Below are 23,269 nucleotides of genomic sequence, written 5' to 3'. Positions count from 1 at the left end.
CATGACTGGCGGGGCAGCGCTGGCCTGGGCGCTGGCCGTCTGGCTCTGGGTGCTGCCGTCGCCGCGCCGCCTGCACCACCCCAGGGGGCCAGCGGTGCCGTCGTGGTTGGCGGGCCGGCCCGGTGCGCCAACGCTCCTGGTGCGCGTTGGGGCGGGAGCCATTCTGGGGCTGGCTGCCCAGCTGTGGATGGACCCGGCGCATCCACTCCTGCGGCTCACAGTGGCGGTCCTCGTGACGCTGGCAGTGGCCATCGGTCTGGGGCAGGTGGTGGGACGCGACCAGGAACGCGAGGTGGCGCTGGCCCGGGCCCAGCTGCCGCAGGTGCTGGACTTGTTGGCCTCCGCGCTGGAAGCAGGACTGCCCTTGCGAACGGCAGCCCGGGAAGTGGCCAGGGTGGGACCCCAGCCCGGTTGCCGGGCGCTGCAGCGGGTGAACTCGAGGGTGATGGTGGGGGTGGACGAGAGCGGAGCGTGGCTTGCCCTCACCGAGGACCCGGTATGGGCCGACGTCGCCACAGATCTGGCCAGCAGCGCGGCAACGGGTTCGGCGGTGGCGGCGACGGTGCGCGACCACGCTGCCGATGCCCGTGCCCGCAGCCATGAGGTCAGGATCAGACGCGCCCGGGCCATGGGGGTGCGATCCGTCCTGCCCCTGATGGCCTGTTTCCTCCCCGCCTTCCTGCTCACCGGCGTCGTGCCCATCGTCGCCGGGCTGGTGCAGCAGTACGGGCTGCGCTGACCGGGCTTCGACACCCCGCACTCCTCGACGGAGTGCGGGGTGTCTGGCTGTTCCCAGAGGTCCGGCCTGTCCACATCCAGGGTGCACCGAGGAATTGTCCACAGGGCCAATCTCCGGTGAATCCTGGCGCCGCTCGATGTCAAGAGTGCTGGGTGAGTCCGGCGGGGTGCCGGGCCGCAGACGAAAGGATCACCATGCCCCTCGAACGAGCCCTGGCCGTGCAGCCGCGGGCGCACCTCTCCAACTCCCTGACCGACGGTTCCCAATGGGCCGACGGTTCCCAGCTGTCAGACGGCTCGCAGTTGCCCGAGGCCCGCGCCCGGGGCGCCCGCCTCGCGCCGGTGCGTCGGGTCTGCGAGCGTGGGATGGTCACCGCCGAGTACGCGGTGGGCATCCTGGCCGCCATCGCGCTGGCCCTGGTCCTGGTCCAGGTCTTCCAGGACGACGCCTTCTCGGCAGAACTGCTGCGGCAGGTGACCAAGCTGATCGGTCAGTTGGGGGCGAGCATCAAGTGAACACGCAGCGGGGCATGGTGACGGCCGAGTTGGCGGTCGGGCTGATGACGGCCGCCCTGGCCGTCATCGTGTCCTGCTGGGTGGTCAACCTGGTGGTGGTGCAGACGGCGTGCGCAGATGTCGCGTCCCAGGTGGCCCGCCAGGTGGCGCGATCCGATGCGGCGGCTGCGCGCAAGGCGGAGCAGCGTGCTCCGGAGGGTGCCACCGTTCGGGTGGCCCGCGGTACCAGGACGGTGACGGTGACGGTCCGGTCCGAGCAGAAGCTGGGGAAGTTGGGGCCGGTCGTCCTGGAAGGGCGAGCCGTGGCGGACCTGGAACCGGGGGCATGACGTGGTGGGCATCAAGCCACCGGGATCGTGGCCAGTGCGTGGCTGCTCGACCGGTTCTGGTCTGCCAGCCGCTGAGGCAGAGCTTGGGGCAGCCTCCGCCCTGACGGGAGGCATCATCCTGTGCACCTGTATGGCGATGCTGGTGGGGGTCTGCGTGGCCGGCTGGATAGCCGCCATCCATCGGGCACGTTCCACGGCTGATCTGGCAGCTCTGGCGGCCGCTGGCGCCCATGCGCGTGGCCAGAAATCCTGTGCTGCAGGAAAAGTCAGCGCGCGAGCCAATGGTGGTGAATTGGTCTCCTGCCGGGTGGAGGGTGGGGGCGATGAATTTCGCGTCACCGTGGAGGTACGTAGCCTGATCACCCCCGCAATCACCCCAGGTCCCCGATGGGTGCACGCCAAGGCCATCGCGGGGAACCTGACCCAGGACTGAGGAAAAAGGGGACAGCGTGGCCAGCTGAATTGCTCTCGGGAGAGGCTAGGTTTGTGTCGATTACGTCGGCTTCTGCGATCTTCGGGGGGAATACGCGTGCAACGAATCACTGACATCCATGGGCTCTACCACCTGGATCTGGCCCACAGCTCCTTGGGCTTCTCCGTGCGCCATGCCGGACTGAGCCGGATTCGGGGCACCTTCGACCAGTTCCAGGGATACGCGCTCATCGACTGCGCGAATGTGGAGAACTCGGCCCTGATGGTGAGCATCAGCACCGCAAGCATCAACACCTATGTGCCAGACCGCGATCACCACCTGCGCACCAGCGACTTCTTCGACGTCCAGCACTTCCCGGCCATCACCTTCGTCGCGACCGCCTTCGAGATCCTTGACGACACGAATGTCCAGATCTGCGGCGACCTCACGATCAAGGACGTGACGCGCCCCCTGTCACTGGTCTTCGAGTGGACGGGAAGCGTCACCGACCCCTTCGGCAACGAGCGCATCGGCTTCGAGTCCAAGCTGCGGATCAAGCGCAGCGACTTCGGCCTGACCTACAACGCGGCCCTTGAGACCGGCGGCTGGCTCATCGGCGACGACATCGACCTGGAGATCGAGGCATCCGCGGTCCGGCAGGCTGCCGCGATGGCGCGTCGCGGAGCGGATCCCGACGAGGACGAGAGCGGGCAGGACCAGGAACTCGTGGTAGTCATCAGCAATTCCGGCATGCGCAGAGCCCTCGAAGACGACGGTGACGAAGGCAACTACCTCCAGGCCAGCCTCGCCGACGTGGTGGACCTTGACAGGCTGGAGGGCAGCGCGACGCCCGAGGCCACTCCCGCCCGGGTCGCTGAGCCGGAGCAGCGTGCAGAGGGTGACCAGTCCGACCAGCTGAACGGTCATGGGCCCGAGAATCCTAACGGGAGCAACGGTCATGGCAGCCAGACATCAGCTGACAGCTTTGGTCACGGCGCACGCGAGGCCAATGTCTTCAGCTCGATGGGCAAGGATGTGTCCGTCGAGCCTGCGCCCGTCGAGCCCGCGCCCGTCGAGCCCGCGCCCGTCGAGCCCGCGCCCGTCGAGCCCGCACCCGTCGAGCCCGCGCCCGTCGAGCCCGCACCCGTCGAGCCCGTTCCTGCGGTCCCGCCCCAGGAGGCACCCCAGCACCGCGAGGGTCTCGGCGCCCTCCTGCGTCGTCTCGCACACAGGGGCTGACGCGACGGACAGAGCGTGCGGCACCCTGACCGGGAACGGCAGCGATCCGGGGTCCGGGCCGTCCTGCATCGGGCGTCGGAAGTGACTGAGCAGTGGGCCCCCTGAGGCCCCCGCCCCGAAAGAATGTCAGAGCCGCCGCCTAGGGTGACAGCATGATCACGACGGTGGCGATCCGCGGATTCCGGAGCCTGCGCGAGCTGGTACTGCCCTTGGGGAGGGTGACGCTCGTCACAGGCGCGAATGGGGTTGGCAAGTCCAGTCTCTATCGAGCCCTCGGGCTGCTCACCGGGGCCGCCGGTGGCACACTCGTCGGCTCCCTGGCCCAGCAGGGCGGCCTGGGCAGCGTGCTGTGGGCCGGGCCGGAGACCATCAGTCAGGCCATGCGCGATGGCGAGGTCCCGGTACAGGGGAAGGCCCGTCGGGTGAAGCCGGTCAGCCTGGGGCTTGGCTTCGTGACCGACGACATCGGTTACCTGGTGGACGTGGGCCTCCCGACGCCGAGCGACACCATGTTCGTTCACGACCCCGAGATCAAACGAGAAGTCATCTTCGGCGGTCAGGCGCTCCGCCCGGCCACCACTCTGGTGCGTCGCAAGGGACCCATCGTCGACGCTCGCCAGGACCGCTGGGAGCGCGTCACCTCGAACCTGGCCCCCCAACTGTCCATGCTCAGTGAGATCGCTGAGCCGTCCCTCTACCCGGAGCTGCAGGCAGCCCGCCAGGAGGTGCGCAGTTGGCGCTTCTACGACGCCTTCCGCACGGATCCGGCCAGTCCCGCACGCGGCCTGCACGTCAACACCTGGACCCCGGTGCTGGCTCCCGACGGGTCAGACCTCGCTGCGGCCGTGCAGACGATCCTGGAGTCCTCCTTCGGGGAGGTGCTGGGCCGAGCGGTCGACGAAGCCTTCCCCAGGGGGCGGGTGATGGTGGAGTCGTCGGGCACCCGTCTGGAGCTCCTCTTCCAACAGCACGGTCTGCTGCGTCCGCTGGCCAGCGAGGAACTGTCCGACGGCACGCTGCGCTTCCTGCTGTTGGCCGCTGCCCTGCTGAGCCCCAGGCCGCCGCGCCTGCTGGTGCTCAACGAGCCCGAGACCAGCCTGCACCCGGAGATGATTCCTGCCCTGACCCGGCTCGTGGCCGATGCGAGCAGACGCACCCAGGTCCTCGTCGTCTCCCATTCCACCGCCTTGGTGGCCGGTCTGCGTGATCTGCTGGGCGACGAGCTGGAGCACCACGAACTGCTCAAGGACACCGGGGAGACGCTGGTGGCGGGGCAGGGAGTGTTCGACCGGCCAATCTGGGACTGGGGCAGTCGCTAGACCTCACGCGAACGCGTCGATCCCCAACAATCCGGTCAACAACCGTCGGGCCGCGTCACGATCCAGCGACTGGTTGGCGTTGCCGCACTTGGGACTGACCACGCAGCTCGGGCAGCCCGCCTCGCAGTCGCACTGCTCCAGCCTTTCCAAGGTCGCCAGGGCCCATTCCTCGGCGCGTTCGAAACCCCTGTCGGCAAAGCCCGCGCCGCCCGGATGCCCGTCGTGAACCACGATCGTGCAGCGCCCCGTGTCCGGGTGCATGATCGTCGAGACTCCACCGATGTCCCATCGGTCACAGGGCGCGAACATGGGTAGCAGGCCGATCGCGCAGTGCTCGGCCGCATGGGCCGCGCCCGCCAGTTGGACGGCGTTGAGCTTCAGCTCGGCCACCAGCTCGTCGGGAACCTCCCACCACATCGCCCTGGTCCGCAGGACGTGTTCGTCCATCTCCAGCGGGGTGGAGTCCCACACGTCGCCCGTGATCTCGTCGCGTCGTAGGTAGCCCACCACCTGCTCGGTGATCTCCACCTCGCCCCGGTTCACCGTGCCCCGGCCGAACTCGCGCTGCTCGCCCACCGAGAGGATCCGCACCTGCGAGAGGCTCTGCGGCTGGGTGAAGAAGCCCGGCCGCTCCGGGTGCACCAGGGCCTGCAATTCCTCGGGCCGGTAGTCATCCACCAGCCACTGCTCGCCCAGGTGCAGGTAGACGGCGCCGGGGTGCACGGTCCGGTCGGCGGCGCCGCGCTCCACCTGCCCGACCACGCGGCCGGTGCCACGGTCGATGATCTCCACCGGACGCCCTCCCATGGATCGCAGGTCGATCGAGTCGACGGCTCGCTCTGGACGGGTCCAGAACCATCCCGTCGGGCGGCGCCGCAGCAGCCCCTGACGGGCCAGCTGGTCCGCCAACCGTCCCATTCCGGCCCCGAACCACCGCTCGTCGGCCTCGGTGAGGGCCGACTCCTGCGCCGCCGCCGCCAGGTGGGGCCCCAGCACATAGGGATTCTCGGGGTGGAGCACCGTCGACTCCACGGGAGCGGCGAAGATCCGCTCGGGATGCTCGAAGAGGTAGACGTCCAGTGGGTCCTCGCGGGCCATCAGTACCACCAGGGCATCCCGCTCACCACGGCCCGCGCGCCCCGCCTGCTGCCACAGTGCGGCCAGGGTGCCGGGGAAACCGCAGATCACCACGGCGTCCATGCCCGCCACGTCGATGCCCAGCTCCAGCGCATTCGTCGCCGCCACCCCTCGCAGGGCACCCGACGAGAGGGCGTGCTCGATGCCGCGGCGGTCCTGGGCCAGGTAGCCGGAACGGTAGGAGGCGATCTCGCCCCCCGAGGTCACCTGGTCCTGGGCGCGCACGGCAATCAATTCGGCCATCGTGCGGCTGGGCACGAAGGTGATCACCTGCTTGCCCTCGTCCACCAGGTTGGCCATCACCCGCGCCGCGTCTCCGTGCGGGGAGTCGGCGGGCTGCCAGAGCACGACGTCGCGGGCGGCGTGCGGGGAACTGTCCCGGTCCACCACCGCCACCTGGTCCTCGCCGATCAGCCGACCGCCCGCCTCGCCGGCATTGGTGGCGGTGGCGGAGGCCAGGATGAAGACCGGGTCGGCGCCGTACATGGCGCACAGTCGCCGCAGCCGCCTGATCACCGCCGCCACGTGCGCTCCGAAGACGCCGCGGGCACGGTGCGCCTCGTCGATGACCACATAGCGCAGCGAGCCCAGGAAGCCAGCCCACCGGGCGTGGTTGGGCAGCACGGAGAGGTGCAGCATGTCCGGATTGGTCAGCACATAGCTGGCGAAGTCTCGGGCAAAGCGGCGTTCCTGCTGGTCGGAGTCACCGTCCAGACAGGTCACCTTCCAACCGTCGGGGCCAAGTTCCGTGGCACTGCGCAGCTGGTCGTGAGCCAACGCCTTGGTGGGGGCCAGGTAGAGCGCGGTGTGCTTGCGGGTCACCAGCCGGGCTCGGGCGGACTCGACGGGAAGCCCCAGGACCCCGTCCTTCACCGCGGTGGCCGCCATGATCGGCAGCAGATAGGCCAGCGTCTTGCCCGACGCGGTGGACGTGCAGATGACGGCATGCCGCCCCGCGAAGACATGCTCGGCCAGCTCAACCTGATGCCGCCAAGGCCGCGCGATCCCGTGTGCCGTCACGGATTGCCGCACCTGCTCTGGCAACCACTCGGGCCACTCGGCTGTCTGACCGGGCGCGGCATCGCGATGGTGCACGTGCACCACCTCGTCGCCCATCAACCGGTCAGGAACAGCCATGGGGTTCAGGATGCCACGCGGCACCGACAGTGGCGGCAGGCTTGCGCGGCACCGCACCGCCCACCAGCATGGACGCATGCTGACCCCCGAGCAGGTGGACGTCCTGCGCTCCCAGTTCCTGACCGCCAAGTACACGATCGACGAGGTGATCGAGCGGCTCGGGGAGGCCGGGCAGGAGGGGTTGGGCCGCAATTCCACCATCCCCGCGCTCGACGTGCTGGGCGACGCCACCGATCCGCAGGCCACCCTGATCCGGTTGTGGCCATTGCAGCAGGAGGTGGCGTTGGCCGACGTGCGCGCCGCCGTCGACGTGCCGATGCTCGCGGGGGCGGGCATCCTGCTGGTCACCGGGGACCGGGTCCGTGCCCTGGTGGACATCCGCCCCTACGGTTCGCCCGACGACGGTGCGTCCGGGTGGATCGTCAGCGACCTGACCCCGGGGCTGGACCAGGTGACCACCCGCACCCGCCCTGACTACGTGCTGGGCGTCTCGCCCGCGTCCACCTCGCTGGCACAGATGACGATGCGCACGCCGGTGGGCAGTGCCCTGGACTTGGGCACCGGCTGCGGCGTGCAGAGCCTGCACCTTGCCCGGCACGCCGACCACGTCGTCGCCACCGACATCAATCCCCGCGCCCTGGAACTGGCGGCCCTGACCGCCGCGCTGAACCAGGTGGACGTGGACATCCGCGACGGCAGCCTCTACGAACCGGTGGCGGGGGAGCGGTTCGACCTGATCGTCACCAACCCGCCCTATGTGATGAGCCCGCCCACCAGCGACGGGGAACGACTGGTCTACCGGGAGGGCAGCTTCTCCGGCGACGGGCTGGTGGAGGCCGTGGTGAAGGGCGCTCCCGAGCACCTGAACCCGGGCGGCAGTCTGGAGGTGCTGTGCAACTGGGCCATCCTGGAGGGCCAGCCGTGGGAGGAGCGCGTCGCGGGCTGGGCCGAGGGGTCGGGCTGCGATGTGTGGGTGGTTGAGCGCGAACGGCTGGACATCTACAACTACATCGAGGTCTGGCTGACCGACGCCGGGCTGGCCGGCAGCCCGGAGTGGAAGTCCCGCTACCTGGAGTGGATCGACTACTTCAAGGGGCTGGGCATCGTCGGGGTGGGGATGGGCTGGATCATCCTCACCCGCGCCGAACGCACCACGCCCGATGTCCAGGTGGAGAGCTGGCCCCATGCCATCGCCCAGCCGGTCGGCGCCGCGCTGGCCGAGCACCAGGCCTGCGTCACCAATTCCCTGCTGGGCGACGAGGAGATCCTGGCCCAGAACTGGAAGCTCGCCGAGCACGTCAGCCAGGAGACCCTGGGGGAGGCGGGTGCGGCCGATCCGCAGCACATCGTGCTGCGCAGCGCCTCGGGTCTGCGTCGGGCCATGGAGGTGGACACCGTGCTGGGTGGTGTTCTGGGCACCTGTGACGGGGACCTCTCACTGGGGCAGATCACCGACGCGATCGCCATGCTGCTGGAGGCGGATGCCGCCGCCGTGCGGGCCGAGGTGCTGCCGAAGGTCCGTCAGGCCCTGCGCGACGGGATGCTGGTGGCGGCCTGACGTCCGTCCGGCGCCCCGCCCAGATGGTGACGGCCTGCTGCCGAGCAGCTTTCAGCAGCAACTGCACCGTTCGGGCACTGTCGCTTCGGCCGACGAGGATGGACCCTTGAACGGTTGTGGATAGCATGTGCCCCACGGAGCGCCCCGTCTGGACCAGGGCACTCGCACCCAACACCCGTCAATGAATGAGGTTTTCAGCCATGGCATCCACCCCCCGCAGGCTCGTGATCGTGGAGTCACCCAACAAGGTGGCCAAGATCAAGAGCTATCTGGGCGACGGGTACGTGGTGGACTCCTCGGTGGGTCACGTGCGGGACCTCCCCAAGGGCGCCAGCGACGTTCCCGCCAAGTACAAGGGCGAGAAGTGGGCGCGCACCGGTGTGAACGTGGACAACGACTTCGAGCCGATCTACGTGGTGCAGGCGGACAAGAAGTCGGTGATGAAGAAGCTCAAGGACGAGCTGAAGGAAGCCGACGAACTGCTGCTGGCCACCGATGGTGACCGCGAGGGCGAGGCCATCGCGTGGCACCTGCTGCAGGAGCTCAAGCCCAAGGTGCCGGCCAAGCGCCTGGTCTTCAACGAGATCACCCAGCAGGCCATCACGGCGGCCCTGGACAACATGCGTGACCTGGACCTGGATCTGGTGGACGCCCAGGAGGCCCGACGCATCCTCGACCGTCTCTACGGCTATGAGGTCAGCCCCGTGCTGTGGAAGAAGGTCATGCCTCGCCTGTCGGCCGGCCGTGTGCAGTCGGTGGCCACCCGTCTGGTGGTGGATCGTGAGCGTGAGCGGATGGCCTTCCGCACGGCGCAGTACTGGGACCTGGAGGCCGTCCTCGATGCCGGTGCCGAGGCGGAGCCGCGCAATTTCAGCGCTCGCCTGGCCACGCTCGACGGCCAGAAGGTGGCCGCCGGGCGTGACTTCGACGCCACCGGAACGCTGGTCAGCAAGAACACCGTCGCCCTGGACGAGCTGGCCGCGAATGCCGTCGCTGGGGGGCTGACGAGTGCCAGGTTCACCGTCGCGTCGGTGGAATCGCGCCCCTACACCCGCAAGCCCTATGCCCCCTTCCGCACCACGACGATGCAGCAGGAGGCCGGCCGCAAGCTGGGCATGAGCGCCCAGACCGCCATGAGCGTGGCCCAGCGCCTGTACGAGGGCGGCTTCATCACCTACATGCGTACGGACTCGGTGCAGCTGTCCAGCCAGGCGCTCAGCGCCGCCCGGGCACAGGCCGAGCAGATCTTCGGCAAGCAGTACGTACCGGACAAGCCGCGCGTCTACACCTCCAAGGTGAAGAATGCCCAGGAGGCGCACGAGGCGATCCGCCCGGCGGGTGAGAGCTTCCGCACCCCGGCGCAGACCGGGCTGACCGGTGACCAGTTCCGCCTCTACGAGCTGATCTGGATGCGCACCATCGCGTCGCAGATGAAGGATGCCGAGGGGCAGTCGATGACGGTGAAGTTCGACGCCGTCCCCACCGCCCCCATCACCATCGACGGTGGCACCAGCGGCCTCTCCCAGGTCAAGGGCGCCGGCTTCGTGGCCAGCGGCCGCACCATCACCTTCCACGGCTTCATGAAGGCCTATGTGGAGGGCAGCGACGACGAGGACCAGAAGAGCGACGACGCGCAGGCCAAGCTGCCCCGCCTGACGGAGAAGCAGCAGCTGGAGGCAGCCAAGCTCAATGTCAGTGGCCACGAGACCCGGCCGCCGGCCCGCTACACGGAGCCGACCCTGGTGGCGAAGCTGGAGGAGCTGGAGATCGGCCGACCGTCCACCTATGCGTCGATCATCCGCACCATCACGGCCCGTGACTATGTGTACAAGAAGGGATCGGCGCTGGTCCCCACCTGGCTGGCCTTCGCCGTCACGCGCCTGCTGGAGGAGCACTTCCCCAAGCTGGTGGACTACCAGTTCACGGCCGCCATGGAGGGTGACCTGGATGAGGTGGCCAAGGGCAACATGAAGCGCCTGCACGTGCTGAATGCCTTCTACTACGGCGATGCCGATGGCCGCCCGGACGGTGCCGAAGGTGCCGGGGCGGCCGAGCTGATGCCCGACGGCCGCGAGGGTCTCTACCAGTTGGTGAACAACCTGGGAGACATCGATGCCCGTGGCCTGTCCACCTTCCCGATCGGTGACGTGGACGACGGCATCAATGTCCGCGTCGGCCGCTATGGCACCTATGTGGAGGACGAGGAGGGTCGTCGGGCCAATGTCGCCGACGATCTCCCGCCCGACGAGCTGACCGCAGACCTGGCCAAGGAGCTGCTGAGCAAGCCGATGGGCGAGGAGCGGGAGCTGGGGCTCGATCCCGAGACCCACACCATGATCGTCGCCAAGAACGGCCGCTTCGGTCCCTATGTCACCGAGGTGCTGGGCGAGGACGTGCCCACCAAGGGCAAGAATGCGGTCAAGCCCCGCACCGGCAGTCTGTTCAAGACCATGACCGTGGACGACGTGACGCTGGAGCAGGCCTTGCGGCTGATGAACCTGCCGCGCGTGGTCGGCACCGACGAGGAGGGCGTGGAGATCACCGCCCAGAACGGTCGCTACGGCCCCTACCTGAAGAAGGGCACGGATTCGCGCAGCCTGACCAGCGAGGAGCAGATCTTCGACATCACGCTGGAGGAGGCGCTGGCGATCTATGCCCAGCCCAAGCAGCGGGGACGGGCGGCGGCCAAGCCCCCGCTGAAGGAGCTGGGTGAGGATCCGGCCACCGGTAAGCCCGTCGTGGTGAAGGACGGCCGTTTCGGTCCGTACGTCACCGACGGCGAGGTGAACGCGACCCTGCGCCGGGACGACTCGGTGGAGGAGATCACGCTGGAGCGCGCCGCGGAACTGCTGGCCGAGAAGCGCGCCAAGGGCCCGGCCAAGAAGACCACTCGCAAGAAGACGGCTGCCAAGAAGACCACCGCGAAGAAGGCGACCGCTAAGAAGACCACGGCCAAGAAGACGGCGGCGAAGAAGACCACGGCGGCCACGTCGGCCACCAAGACGACGGCCACCAAAACGACGGCGAAGAAGGCGCCGGCGAAGAAGACGGCGGCGAAGTCCACCACCGCCAGGACCACGACGGCTCTCAGCGAGTGATCCCGGCGCCGCTCGGCCCAGCTGGGGCGTCGTGGCCCGGCACGCATGCGTGACGAGTAGCCTGATCACTCCCGGAACCTGATCAGCCCCAGAGGAAGCAGGAGGACGGTCCATGGGCAAGAAGCAGCGCACCCTGCGGTTCGAGCTGCCCTTTGCGGTGGCCGATCCTGTGCTGGTCCATCCCGAACAGGGGATTGCCCGGGCCGTGCGCGGGCGCGGACCAGGCGATCCGCACCGCTCCACCAGCCGCGACGTGACGCTGCTGGACACCACCGACCATCGTCTGCTGCGCGCCGGCATCGTGCTGGCCCACCGGGTCAGTGGCGAGCTGGGTGAGTGGTACCTGGACGCCCCGGGGTGGGAACCGTGGCTGCCCACCGACCGGGTGGAGCCGCTGGGCGCGGCGGGTGACCTGCCCGACGAGTTCGCAGCCCTGGTGAGACCCTTCCGGCGTCGTGCGCCCTTGGGTCCGGTGGCCGCACTGCACCTGGACCGGACGCGGTGGGCGCTGCTGGACGCGGAGGAGCAACCGCTGGCCCGGTTGAGTGACGAGCGGATCACCATCCGTCGCGGCGGGGTGACCACGGGCAGGCACCGTGAGGTGAGCCTGCGCTGCGATGGTCTGGACGCCAGCCAGCGGGAGCTGGTGGTGCAGTCTTTGCTGGCCTGCGGGGCGACGCAGCTGGACGTCTTCCCGTCCCTGGCGGAACGGATCGGACCACCCGCCACGGGTCTGAGCGACTTTCGTGGCGCGGTGGACCTGGGCGAGCAGGTGAGCCTGGAGGCATTCGTCGGGTGGCTCTTCTCCCGACGGCTCGACGAGCTGCTGCGAGCAGACCTGGACCTGCGCAGCGGGCGCGATGACGACATGGACCACCTGCGCGAGCAGCTGGCCGAGCTGCGCGGAGAGGTGCGCAGCCTGGCCTTTGCCCTGGAACCGCAGTGGCGGGAGCACCTGGAGCAGGAGATCGATCTGGTGCTGTCCGGGATGGCGACCAGGACGGTGCACCAGTTGGGGGACGAGTACTTCGACGTCCTCGACTCGCTGGTCCTGGCGGCCCGAGCGCCCAAACTGGGCGACCAGTCGCACCAGCAGGCGATGACGGCCCTGCAGGAGCAGATGGTCCAGACGGCCGCCATCCTGGTGGAGCGGGCGGGTGCCTTGGGGCCGGCGTCGGCGGACGTGCAGTGGGCCGCGACCCTGGCCTCGGCGCGCCAGGTGGGCACCCTGGCCCACACCGGGCGGGTGCTGCTGGGCAAGCAGGCCCGTCGCGCGGAGAAGGCGGTGGCGCAGGCCGTGGAGCTGCTGCAGGCCGCGCAGATGCCGCCCGGCGTGGAGGAACCGGGGATCGACCTGGAGTGGGATGCCGTCACGGCCTTCCAGGAGGGGCGCCGTTTCGAACGTCGCCGCGCCCAGTGTCAGGTGGCACGGGAGAACTTCCTGGATTCCTGGCCCAAGACCGAACGCCGGCTGCGCAAGCTGAAGGAGAAGTGATGAGCGGGCTCTTCGTGGTCTTCGAGGGCGGTGACTCGGCGGGCAAGTCCACCCAGGTGCGGCAGCTCGCCGGGTGGCTCCAGCAGAAGGGGATCGCCTATCGCGTCACCCATGAGCCCGGGGACTCCTGGCTGGGCGGGGAGATTCGCAGACTGGTGCTGAGCCCTGACTCGGGCGACATCACGGCCCGTGCCGAGTGCCTGCTGTACATCGCGGACAAGGCGCAGCACGTGGTCGAGGTGGTCAAGCCAGCGCTGGCGCGCGGTGAGGTGGTGGTCTGCGATCGGTATGTGGACTCGACGATCGCCTATCAGGCCGCAGGCCGCGCCCTGCCTCCCGACGACGTGGAGACCATCGCCCTGTGGGCCACACAGAACCTCCGTCCGGACCTGACCGTGCTGCTGGATGTCGATCCCCGGCAGGCGGTGGGCCGGATTGCCCAGAAGGACCGGATCGAGAGCGCCGGCGATGACTTCCACCAGCGGGTGCGGGGCGGTTTCCTGCGGTTGGCCGAGCGGGATCCGGAGCACTACCTGGTGCTTCCGGCCCGGGACTCGATCGAGTCGATCGCCCGCCGAGTGCGGGAACGGGTGCAGGAACTGCTGGCCGAGGGCGATCTGGCGGCCGCGCCGGTCGAGGCCCAGAAAGTGTCCGACCCCTCGGGCAGACTCGAACCGTGAGCATCCAGCAGCAGGCAACCGGCCAGCCGGTCTCCGACGGCGTGTGGGGTGAGCTGGTGGGCCAGGAGCGCGCCGTGCAGACCCTGAGGCGCGCGGTGGCGGGCGAGTCCCACGCGATGACCCACGCCTGGTTGGTGACGGGGCCGCCGGGTAGTGGTCGCTCCAATGCGGCCCGCGCCTTTGCCGCGGCGCTGCAGTGCCCGCGGGGCGGGTGTGGGCACTGCAATGAGTGCCGAACCTCGCTGTCCGGCGCCCACCCCGACGTCACGCTGGTGCGCACGGAGATGCTGAGCATCGGCGTCGACGAGGTGCGAGACCTGGTGCGTCGGGCCGCGATGAGCCCCACGATGGGTCGCCACCAGGTGATCGTCGTGGAGGACGCAGACCGGGTGACCGATCGCGGTGGGGACGCCCTGCTGAAGGCGATCGAGGAACCGGCCCCCAAGACGGTGTGGATCCTGTGCGCCCCCACTGCGGACGACGTGGTGGTGACCATCCGCTCGCGGTGTCGAAAGCTTGCGCTGTCGACGCCCAGTGACGTGGCCGTGGCCCAGCTGCTGCAGTGGCGTGACGGGGTGGATCCGGCGGTGGCCGCGCATGCAGCCCGGGCTGCCCAGGGGCACATCGGGCGGGCCAGGGTGCTGGCCCGCAATGAGGATGCTCGCAACCGTCGGCATGCGGTGCTGCAGATTCCGGGCAAGCTGGTCAGCGTCGGGGCTTGTCTGACCGCCGCCGACAATCTGGTGAAGGCGGCGGCTGAGGAGGCCAGTCTGGCCACTGCCCAGATGGATGCCGCGGAGCGGGCCAAGCTGGAGGAGGCCTTGGGTTTTGGCACCAAGGGCGCGCGTCCCAAGCAGGCCGCGGCGGCGCTCAAGGAGTTGGAGGAGCAGCAGAAGGCGCGGGCGAAGCGCTACCAGCGCGATGCGCTGGACCGGGTGCTGACGGAGCTCACCACCTTCTACCGCGACGTCCTCGCCCTGCAGACCGGGGCGATCACCGCGCCGATGCCTGCGCAGGCACTGCACTCGGGGGTTCCCGACGACGGCGGTCCGCACCTGATCAATGGGGAGATCCGCAACCAGCTGGAGCGGGAGGCCCGCACCTCCACGCCCGAGCGCACCCTGCGGCACATCGACGCGATCATCGCCTGTCGGGAGGCGCTGGAGACCAATGTGGCGCCGCTGCTGGCCATGGAGGCCATGTTGCTGGAACTGGGTGAGGGGCGCTGAAGGAAGCGGTCGAGGTGCGCTGGCGCTGACCGGTCATCTGTCCCGTTGAGGTGACTCCCGTCGCGCCACACCCGCAGGGGTGGGGTCCGTCGCGTGTCGGGTTCTGAGCTGCCCCTCGCGGTGCAAGACTGGGGGTGCGTATCGGTCTTTTTCCGATCGATCTTCCCCAACTGAAGGACCCGTCGTGACCGACAACCAGTTCGACTCCGGCCGCCGAAGCGGCGGTGGCTCCACCGAGGCAACCCAGATCCTGCAGAGCGACTCGCTGCGCGAGGCCCAGGAGGCCGCCGCCCTGGCTGAGGCCGATGACCGAGCCGCGCAGCGTGCCCGCGAGCGCGCCGAACGGGACCGGGCGCTGGGCAAGGTGGCCGCGCCGCAGGGGCCGGATCCGGTGCTGCCGGAGATCCCCAAGCCCACCACCGACAAGTTCGGCCCCTCGCTGGGGCTTTTCCTGTTGCGCCTGGTCACCGGCGGCATCATGGCAGTGCACGGTGTGCAGAAGCTCACCGACATCGCCGGCACCCAGGACTTCCTCACCCAGCTGGGGCTGCCCAGCCCGCACTACCTGGCCTGGGGCACCGGCATCGCCGAGGTGCTGGCCGGCGTGGCCCTGCTCTTCGGCCTGCTGACCCGGCTGGCCGGTCTGGGCGTCGCCGTCGTCGCCATCGCCGCGCTGGCGCTGGTCAAGTGGGGCGCCAGCAACCCCTTCCAGGCGGGCAAGCCCGGGTTCACCGGTGAGCTGGAACTGCTGCTCGCCGCGGTCGGCCTGACGCTGCTCTTCGTCGGTGCCGGGCGATGGAGCATCGACGGCTCCATCCGTGCGGGTCGTCGACGGGCCAAGCAGAACCGCTGACCTGTCGTTGCCGGTTCGGGTGACTCGCGAGCCGCGCCGCACTGGCCCTCCCAGACCTCGGTCCGGGCTCCCATCTCGGTGGAGCCCGGACCGTTCTGTTTCCCATCGAGTCCTACCAGTCTGCTCCCCGGCCATTCCTACCAAACGTCGTACAGTAAGGGATTTCGCGAATCTGAGAGGAAAGTTCCCCAGATCAAGATTGTTCACTCGCAGGACATGTGATCCCGAACCAGAAGTCACTCAGCCCCTTTGTCATGGCACGCAGACCACTCGGGAGGGAAACTCGTGCTCGGATCACCAGACAATGGCGTGCCCGTCCTCAAGACTGAGGACGCCAGGCGACGTCGACTCATCATGCCCCTGTTCGTGCTGAGCCTCGTGGCCCTGCTCGTGCTGGGGTTGCTGTGGAATCGCGGCAATGACTCGAAGATCGTCGGCGCTGGCTCCACGCTGGCGGCCCCGCTGATCGAGCGCTCCGCCACCAGCTACCGCAATGCCTTCACCGCCGACAATCCCGAGCGTCCGGACGAGACGGGGGGCGACTGGGTCCTGGACGGTTCCGGCCTGGTCTACGAGCCGGTCGGCTCGATGGGCGGCATCATGCGCCTGAACAGCGACCCCGAGGTGGACTTCGCGGTCAGCGACTACCCGCTCGCAGCCGAGACCGTCGACGGGCGCAAGCTGGGCCAGTTCCCAATTGCCGCCGGCGCCATCGCCGTCGTGCACAACCTGGACCTGGGCGGCAAGCAGCTCCAGCTGGACGCGCAGACGGTCGCCAACATCTATCTGGGCACCGTCAAGCGCTGGGATGACAAGGCGATTGCCGCGCTGAACCCCGGTGTGGCGCTCCCCGCACAGGACATCACTCCGGTGCACCGTGCCGACGGCTCCGGATCCACCCAGGGCATCACCAACTGGCTCTCCACCAATTCGCCACAGTGGAATGACGGCCCCGGCACTGGCCCGGCCATCACGTGGCCCCAGGGCGTCGGCAGCGCCGCCGAACGCTCCAGCGGTGTGGTGAAGGCCGTCAAGGCCACCTCGGGCGCCGTCGGCTATGTGGAGCCCGGCCAGGCCCGGGCCGCCGGACTGAAGGTGGCCACCTTGCGCAATGGCGCCGGCGACTTCGTCGCGCCAGCCTCGGAGGGCATGGCCGCCGCCCTGGCCGGCATGGACTGGAACAGCGCCGACCACTTCACCCGCGTCGCCCCCAGCGCCGACGCCACGGGCGCCTACCCGCTGACCGTCCCGATCTACGTGGTGATGGAGCGCGAGCCCCAGCAGGAGAAGGACGCCCGCCGCGCCCTCTCCTATCTCGACTACGTCGTGACGCGCTACGACGCGTCGGCGAGCAAGCTCGGCTACCTGCCGCTGCCCGAGAAGGGCGCCACCCAGGTGGACGCCTACATCAAGGACACCTTTCCCTACGCCCCCTGAGATCCCCGATCTCTGACCCGAACAGCTGAGGACAAGCCGTGGAAGTAGACATTTTCAAGGAAATCCTGGTGCCCGTGATCGGAGGTCTCGGCATCTTCCTGCTGGGCCTCGAGTTCATGGACAGTGGCATCCAGGCCCTCTCCGTCAACAAGATGCGTGAATGGCTGGCCAAGATGGCTGGCACCCCCGTCAAGGGTCTGGCCGCCGGCACGATCATCACGGGCATCATCCAGTCGTCGACGGCCATGACCGTGATGACAGTGGGTCTGGTGAACGCCGGCGTGCTCTCCCTGCGTTCCGCCATCAGCGTGATCATGGGCGCCAACATCGGCACCACCCTGGGCAATGGCCTGATCGCCCTGCCGCTGGGCCCGATCGGCCTGCTCTTCTCCGGCATCTTCGCCTGTGTCTACGTCTTTGCCCGCAAGGAGAAGACCAAGAACACCGCGCTGGCCGCCATGGGCTTCTCGCTGATCTTCTACGGCCTGAACCTGATGACCGGTGGTCTCAAGCCGCTGCGCAACATGCCTCAGGTCATGTCGGCCCTGGAGAAGCTGGACTCGTCGAACATCATCGGCGTCATCTCCTGTGCGCTGATCGCCGCCCTGATCACCGCCATGATCCACTCCTCGTCGGCCACCATCGGCATCGTGATGGGCATGGGCGCCTCGGGCGTGCTGCCCTGGCAGACCGCCATCGCCTTCGCCATCGGCGCCGATCTGGGCACCACCATCACCTCGTGGATCGCCTCGCTGAACCTGAGCAAGAATGCCAAGCGCACCGCCTACGCCCACATCGCCTTCAACGCGATCGGCGTGTGCGTCGTGCTGGCCCTCTTCTTCCCGGCCATCCGCGTGCTGCGCTGGGGTGTGGGCCTGTTCGGCATCGATCCGGGTGCCCCGGTGATGGTCGACGGCCAGGAGACCTTCCCGATGGTCCCCGTTGCCGTCGGTGCCTTCTCCATCGCCTTCAACATCTTCAATGTCTGCATCCTGTTCCCCTTCGTCGGCACCTTCGAGCGTGTGCTGTCCAAGGTGGGCGCCAACGAGGAGGGCGAGGAGGACTACTCGAACCCCCGCTTCCTCACCCAGGATTCGCGCGGCGTCTACAACCAGGCCGTCCCGGCCGTCCAGCAGGAGATCCAGCGCCAGCTGGCCGCCTCCGCACTCTTCCTGGACATCGCCCGCGGCAAGGAGGGCGCTCCGAAGGAGATCGACGAGCACGCCGAGGCGGTCGACTCGCTCTCCCGTGAGATCCGCGCCTACTCGGCCCACCTGTTCACCGACGACCTCAGCCGGGAGCAGATGGACCTGGTGGCCAGCCTGATCGAGGAGGTGGACTTCACCAGCTCGCTCACCGAGCAGCTGCACCAGGTGGCCCGCCGCGCCAAGCGGGAGCAGTTCAGCCCCGCCAGCCAGGTCTTCCTGGAGGAGGCGCTGGAGAAGCTCGACCGTCGTCTGGAGGAGCTGGGCGCCCCGGTGGAGAGCCACGTTCCCGCCGAGGCCGTCAACCCCGAGGCCAGCGTGGAGGACCTGCGGTGGCGCGTCATCGACACCGCGTCGCTGCCCGCCGGCGAGAAGGGTGCCCTGCTGGCCATCCTGGGCTCGATCGAGCGCTCCGAGAGCCTGGGCGCTCGCATCAAGGCCGAGCGCGCTTCCGTCAACCGTGGCATCGCCGCGATGGAGGTTCCCAGCACCACGGCCTGATTCGCTCATCCACGGCACGTCCGTCGGCCCCGCACCCGTCCGGTGCGGGGCCGTCGGCGTTCTGGGCACGCAGCCCGTAGTCTGGGGCGCATGGCGCGTGTGATGGCGGTCATCTTTGAGACCCGTGGGCAACTGCACTACCTGGATCCCGGGGTCTCCCAGTACCGCGTGGGTGACATGGTGCTGCACCCCACCGAGCACGGCCCCGAGGTGGCGCAGGTGGTGTGGGCACCGGAGTACGTGGACAGCCAGAACCTGACCGGGCTGCCGGTGTGCGAGGGCATGGCCAGCGAGCAGGACCTGCGGCGCGACCGGGAGAATCGCCAGCACAAGGCGGAGGCGGAGCGGATCGCCAAGGAGTTGATCGCCCGCCACGAGCTGCCGATGAAGGTGGTGGGGATCGACTGGATCGATCGCGTCACGGACGTGGACCTGATGGTGGCCATCTACTTCACCGCTCCCGGGCGGGTGGATTTCCGCCAGTTGGTCGGTGACCTGGCCCGGGCGTTGAAGGCGCGGGTGGACCTGCGCCAGGTGGCCGGCCGCGACGCCGCGCGCCTGACCGGAGGCATCGGCTCCTGCGGCCGAGATCTGTGCTGCTCCACCTTCCTCACCGACTTCGAGCCCGTCAGCCTGCGGCTGGCGAAGGCCCAGAACCTCTCGCCCAATCCGCTGGCCATCCAGGGCCAGTGCGGCAAGCTGATGTGCTGCCTGAAGTATGAGCACCCGCTGTACGTGGACTTCGCCCAGCAGGCGCCCGCGGTGGGCGAGAGGGTCAGCAGCCCGATCGGCGAGGGCACCGTCATTGGCCACTCGGTGCCGGGCCAGAGCGTCACCGTGCGCAATGGCGAGGGTGAAACTGCCCGGTGCCCGCTCACCGAGGTGTGTGTGAAGTCCAAGCGGCGCAAGGCTCGCCATGGTGCACTGCAGCGCCGGGCAGGAAAGGACGACCAGTGACCAACCGGATCGAGATGGCCCGCGGCTGGGCTCGCGGAGCACTCGCACTCACCGCTGCCGCCGCGCTGGCCGCCTGCACCCCGACGTCGGGTGGCGCGCCGTCGCAAGGCCCGTCGGACAGCACGCCCGCCAGCAGTGCCCCCGCAAGCAGTGCCGCCGGCAGCCTGGACCCGAACGCAGCCCTGGTGAAGACCACGTCGGCGGACGTGGCGGGTTTCGACCTCTCGCAGCACCAGCGGGCGGAGAAGTACTCCTCGCCGGACCGGGTGGAGATGGGCTCCGACGCCCAGCCCGACGGCTTCGCCGCGCCGCCTGCTGGCCAGGGACGCCAGCGCTATCTGGACCAGAAGCTGCAGTGGATTCCGTGCGGGCAGTACGACTGTGCGAGCGTGCTGGTGCCGTTGGACTGGGACCGACCCGACGGTCAGGCGATCACCCTGAAGATGAAGCGTGCCAAGGCGCAGCAGGAGCACAAGGGCTCGCTGTTCATCAATCCCGGCGGCCCCGGCGGATCCGGCCAGCAGATGGTGGACACCTTCGACGGCAAGTCCTTCCCCAACCACGACATCATCGGCTGGGATCCCCGTGGCAGCGGTGACTCCACCACGGTGGTCTGCGGCACACCCGAGCAGACCGACGAGTACGTCGCCATGGACACCTCGCCCGACGACGACCAGGAATGGCAGGAGGTGGCGCAGGGTTTCAAGGACTTCGCCGCCCAGTGCCGGGAAGGTTCCGGCGCCCTGTTGGACCACATCTCCACCCTGGACACGGTGCGAGACCTGGACTACCTGCGCCACCTGGTGGGCGACGAGAAGCTCGACTACATGGGCATCAGCTACGGCACCTACATCGGTTCGCTGTACGGCGAGCTCTACCCGCAGCGCGTCGGGCGGATGGTGCTGGACAGCGCCGTCAACATCACCGACGACGAGTCGGTGATCCAGGCGATGGGCTTTGACCTGGCGCTGAAGAACTACGCGCAGTGGTGCGCCGAGCAGTCCTGTGGCCTGGGTGGCAGCGCCGACGAGGTGGTCAAGACCATCACCGGGCTGTTCGACTCGCTGGACGCGAAGCCGCTGGCCGTCGGAGACCGGGAGCTGACCCAGTCGCTGGGCATCACCGGCACCGTCACCTACCTGTACTTCGGAGCCAGCGGCTACCCGCAGCTCACCGATGCCCTGCAGGAGGCGCTGGCCGGCCGCGGCGAGACGCTGTTGGAGACCGCCGACCTGATGAATGGCCGCGACGCGCAGGGCAACTACTCGTCGATGACCTACTCCTTCCCCGGCATCGGCTGCATCGACGCCGAGGACCCGGGGGAGCAGGGCGCCAAGGACGAGTTCCCGAAGGACGTGGCCAAGGCCCCGATCCTGGCGCCCTACTTCGGCCCCAACTTGCAGTGCACCTGGTGGACCACCAAACCGTCGCCGCAGTTGAAGATCACCGCCCAGGGCGCGGCGCCGATCCTGGTGCTGGGGGCGACGGGTGACCCGGCGACGCCCTACCAGCAGGCCGTCTGGATGGCCGACCAGCTGGATTCGGGCGTGCTGCTCACCTGGAAGGGCGCTGGCCACTCCGCCTGGGACCTGGGCAATGCGTGCGTCAAGGATGCGGTGCGCGGCTACGTCAACAAGGGCGTGGTGCCCAAGGACGCCACCACCTGCTGATCCTGAGCCCGTCGAGGGGTCAGCCCGCCCGCTTGGCGAGCTCGTCGGTGGCCTGCTTGATCACCTGCACCAGCTCCGCCTCGGTCATCTCGCTGAGCGGCTTGTTGGTCTGCACCGTGGTGCTCTCTGGCGTGTCCGTGGTCTTGGGCCGGTCGGTGCGGGAGACCGTCACGGCACCCTCGGGACTGATGTCGGCGCGGTAGTTCACGGTCTGGCCCATGCCGATGGAAGCGGCCCAGTGGCCGTCCTTGGCCGGCACGATCTCGTAGACCCGCATGCCGGCCGACCAGCGGGTGGCCCACTCCGGATCGGAGTCCACCGACGCCGAGCGGATGGTGTTCTCCAGCGTGCTGGTGGCCTGCTGCTTGGCCTTGGTCTCGATGGTCATCTCATGGTCCTGCTCGGTGCCGTCCTGCTGGGCGGGGCCGGTGAGCGTGGCGACGATGGTCTGCGAGGATCCGCGCGGGGTCAACGGCGTGACGTGGCGCATGGCGCCGTCGACCGTGACCAAGGTGAACTCGCCGGTGTTGCCGGCATTCGCGTCGTCCTCGTCCTTGTCCGTGGCGTCGTAGCCGGATCGCTTGCTCCACCAGTCGGCATAGGTCCCGGTGCCGCGCAGACCCTCACGTCGATCCCTGGACAGGGAGGCGGGCATCGTCGGGCCCTCGATCTTCTCCTTGGCCAGCTCCTCTCCGGAGAGGATGCGCAGCCCGTCGGGGGAATAGACAGCGGCGCCGGCCGGCACCTTCGTCGGCACCAGCAAGCCCGACCAGCGGGTGAGCGGCACCACCACGACGGGCTTGCTGCCGTCGCAGTAGCCGTAGGCGTCGGCCTCGTCGTAGTGGGAGAAGGGCGACTTGTTGTGGATGGCGCGATCCAGTGAGCGGTGCGGCCAGAAGGAGCCCAGGCGCAGGCCCATCTCGGACGGCACCAGGCAGCTGGACGACATGCCGCTGCCCAGCGGTCCGACGGCGGGCAGGTTGAACTCGCGGATGGACTGGTAGCCCTGCATGCCCACTGCCGAGCGGCCCGTGATGATCGTCGCGTAGCGGCTGGTGCCCTTCTGCTCGGCATCCGGCACGTACGCGACGCGTCCCAGTGAGCCCACATTGTCGCCCTGGTCGCGTGCGGCCAGGTTGTTGGCCACCAGCCACGGCGCACGGTCCTGGTAGGAGCTGACCGTGGTGGCGTCCTTGGCTGCGATGTGCGAGTAGGCCTTGGCGCGGGCGTAGTGGCCGAAGACCAGCGGGTAGGCGATGGCCAGGATGGCCAGCAGCACGGTCAGCGTGGCCAGGGCGCTCAGCAGCTTCTTGTTGCGGCTGGAGACGATGCCCGCCAGGACCAGGGCGGTCAGCGCCAGTGCCGTCAGCCCGGTGGTGGGGTAGGGGTGGATCATGGCGTCCAGCCCGGTGATGACCCCCAGGCCGTTCCACGCGAAGCCGCCAGCGAGCAGCAGGGCGACGGTGCCCAGGACCACCTTGGGGTTGACGTCAAGCTCGGCCGACGGCTTGCCCTTGGTGGCCAGCTTCTTGCCAGCCGACGTGTTGCCGGTCGACTTCCTGGACTTCTGTGGTGTGGCCCCGTGCTTCTTCTTGGCATTGGGCTGGGGTGCGTCAGGCGTGCCGGTCATGATGGATCTGCTCCAAGGGCCTCGGGAAGTGTTCCTCCGAGACTAGAACCTGCGTGGGGCATTCTGGATTGTCACCCGGTAACGGAAGGATGGTCGGGCCCCTCCTTCCGTCGCCCGCCCGGGTGACGA

18 protein-coding genes are annotated in these 23,269 nt (G+C 68.8%); 16 read left to right on the top strand and 2 right to left on the bottom strand.

Annotated features, from left to right (window positions below; genetic code table 11):
* The first annotated feature begins 1 nt into the window (after window position 1).
* The 6 genes from ACTQ49_RS05920 (at window position 2) to ACTQ49_RS05895 (ending at window position 4,553) form a co-directional block, all read left to right on the top strand.
* Window positions 2-739: a type II secretion system F family protein gene (locus ACTQ49_RS05920; RefSeq protein WP_441826922.1), complete on the top strand. Its 738-nt coding sequence runs from the start codon at window positions 2-4 to the stop codon at window positions 737-739.
* A 194-nt stretch (window positions 740-933) separates the two neighbouring features.
* Window positions 934-1,254 (top strand): DUF4244 domain-containing protein, encoded by a 321-nt coding sequence (locus ACTQ49_RS05915; RefSeq protein ID WP_441826921.1) that lies wholly within the window; start codon window positions 934-936, stop codon window positions 1,252-1,254.
* A 14-nt stretch (window positions 1,255-1,268) separates the two neighbouring features.
* A complete protein-coding gene (locus tag ACTQ49_RS05910; RefSeq protein ID WP_441826973.1) occupies window positions 1,269-1,583 on the top strand; it encodes a TadE family type IV pilus minor pilin in 315 nt (104 codons plus the stop codon).
* A 1-nt stretch (window position 1,584) separates the two neighbouring features.
* Window positions 1,585-2,016, top strand: coding sequence for an Rv3654c family TadE-like protein (locus tag ACTQ49_RS05905; protein WP_441826920.1), 432 nt, complete (start codon window positions 1,585-1,587; stop codon window positions 2,014-2,016).
* Between the two features lie 96 nt (window positions 2,017-2,112).
* Entirely contained in the window at window positions 2,113-3,234 is a 1,122-nt protein-coding gene (locus ACTQ49_RS05900) for a YceI family protein (RefSeq protein ID WP_441826919.1), read from the top strand.
* Window positions 3,235-3,386: 152 nt separating this feature from the next.
* Window positions 3,387-4,553, top strand: coding sequence for an AAA family ATPase (locus ACTQ49_RS05895; protein ID WP_441826918.1), 1,167 nt, complete (start codon window positions 3,387-3,389; stop codon window positions 4,551-4,553).
* A gap of 3 nt (window positions 4,554-4,556) precedes the next feature.
* On the opposite strand, the gene ACTQ49_RS05890 is transcribed toward ACTQ49_RS05895, so the two are convergent.
* Window positions 4,557-6,827, bottom strand: a complete 2,271-nt coding sequence (locus ACTQ49_RS05890) for a DEAD/DEAH box helicase (protein ID WP_441826917.1) — start codon at window positions 6,825-6,827, stop codon at window positions 4,557-4,559.
* Between the two features lie 76 nt (window positions 6,828-6,903).
* On the opposite strand from ACTQ49_RS05890, the gene ACTQ49_RS05885 reads away from it, so the two are divergent.
* The 10 genes from ACTQ49_RS05885 to ACTQ49_RS05840 all read left to right on the top strand — a co-directional run bounded on the left by ACTQ49_RS05885 (window position 6,904) and on the right by ACTQ49_RS05840 (window position 21,510).
* The gene (locus ACTQ49_RS05885; protein ID WP_441826916.1) at window positions 6,904-8,385 is read left to right on the top strand and encodes a DUF7059 domain-containing protein; all 1,482 of its coding nucleotides are present in this window, start codon (window positions 6,904-6,906) and stop codon (window positions 8,383-8,385) included.
* A 200-nt stretch (window positions 8,386-8,585) separates the two neighbouring features.
* The gene (gene topA, locus ACTQ49_RS05880; protein WP_441826915.1) at window positions 8,586-11,483 is read left to right on the top strand and encodes a type I DNA topoisomerase; all 2,898 of its coding nucleotides are present in this window, start codon (window positions 8,586-8,588) and stop codon (window positions 11,481-11,483) included.
* 112 nt (window positions 11,484-11,595) lie between these two features.
* On the top strand, window positions 11,596-12,978 hold the full coding sequence (locus ACTQ49_RS05875) for a hypothetical protein (RefSeq protein ID WP_441826914.1): 1,383 nt from the start codon (window positions 11,596-11,598) through the stop codon (window positions 12,976-12,978).
* A complete protein-coding gene (tmk, locus tag ACTQ49_RS05870) occupies window positions 12,978-13,658 on the top strand; it encodes a dTMP kinase (protein WP_441826913.1) in 681 nt (226 codons plus the stop codon). The genes ACTQ49_RS05875 and tmk overlap by 1 nt, the downstream gene beginning before the upstream one ends.
* Window positions 13,655-14,887 carry a DNA polymerase III subunit delta' gene (locus ACTQ49_RS05865; RefSeq protein WP_441826912.1) on the top strand — a complete coding sequence of 411 codons (1,233 nt, stop codon included), beginning with the start codon at window positions 13,655-13,657 and terminating at the stop codon, window positions 14,885-14,887. The genes tmk and ACTQ49_RS05865 overlap by 4 nt, the downstream gene beginning before the upstream one ends.
* 184 nt (window positions 14,888-15,071) lie before the next feature.
* Window positions 15,072-15,740, top strand: coding sequence for a DoxX family protein (locus ACTQ49_RS05860; RefSeq protein WP_441826911.1), 669 nt, complete (start codon window positions 15,072-15,074; stop codon window positions 15,738-15,740).
* A 285-nt stretch (window positions 15,741-16,025) separates the two neighbouring features.
* Window positions 16,026-17,177 carry a phosphate ABC transporter substrate-binding protein PstS gene (gene pstS, locus ACTQ49_RS05855; protein WP_441826910.1) on the top strand — a complete coding sequence of 384 codons (1,152 nt, stop codon included), beginning with the start codon at window positions 16,026-16,028 and terminating at the stop codon, window positions 17,175-17,177.
* A 38-nt stretch (window positions 17,178-17,215) separates the two neighbouring features.
* On the top strand, window positions 17,216-18,883 hold the full coding sequence (locus tag ACTQ49_RS05850) for a Na/Pi cotransporter family protein (protein ID WP_441826909.1): 1,668 nt from the start codon (window positions 17,216-17,218) through the stop codon (window positions 18,881-18,883).
* A gap of 90 nt (window positions 18,884-18,973) precedes the next feature.
* A complete protein-coding gene (locus ACTQ49_RS05845; protein ID WP_441826908.1) occupies window positions 18,974-19,840 on the top strand; it encodes a PSP1 domain-containing protein in 867 nt (288 codons plus the stop codon).
* Window positions 19,841-20,112: 272 nt separating this feature from the next.
* The gene (locus ACTQ49_RS05840; RefSeq protein WP_441826972.1) at window positions 20,113-21,510 is read left to right on the top strand and encodes an alpha/beta hydrolase; all 1,398 of its coding nucleotides are present in this window, start codon (window positions 20,113-20,115) and stop codon (window positions 21,508-21,510) included.
* A gap of 19 nt (window positions 21,511-21,529) precedes the next feature.
* On the opposite strand, the gene ACTQ49_RS05835 is transcribed toward ACTQ49_RS05840, so the two are convergent.
* Window positions 21,530-23,140, bottom strand: a complete 1,611-nt coding sequence (locus ACTQ49_RS05835) for a hypothetical protein (protein WP_441826907.1) — start codon at window positions 23,138-23,140, stop codon at window positions 21,530-21,532.
* Window positions 23,141-23,269 lie beyond the last annotated feature (129 nt).

Source organism: Luteococcus sp. Sow4_B9, from assembly GCF_052116585.1.
In the GTDB taxonomy this organism is placed as follows: domain Bacteria; phylum Actinomycetota; class Actinomycetes; order Propionibacteriales; family Propionibacteriaceae; genus Luteococcus.
The sequence above is the reverse complement of the archived record's forward strand: the minus strand, read 5'-3'. Positions and strand labels throughout refer to the sequence as shown.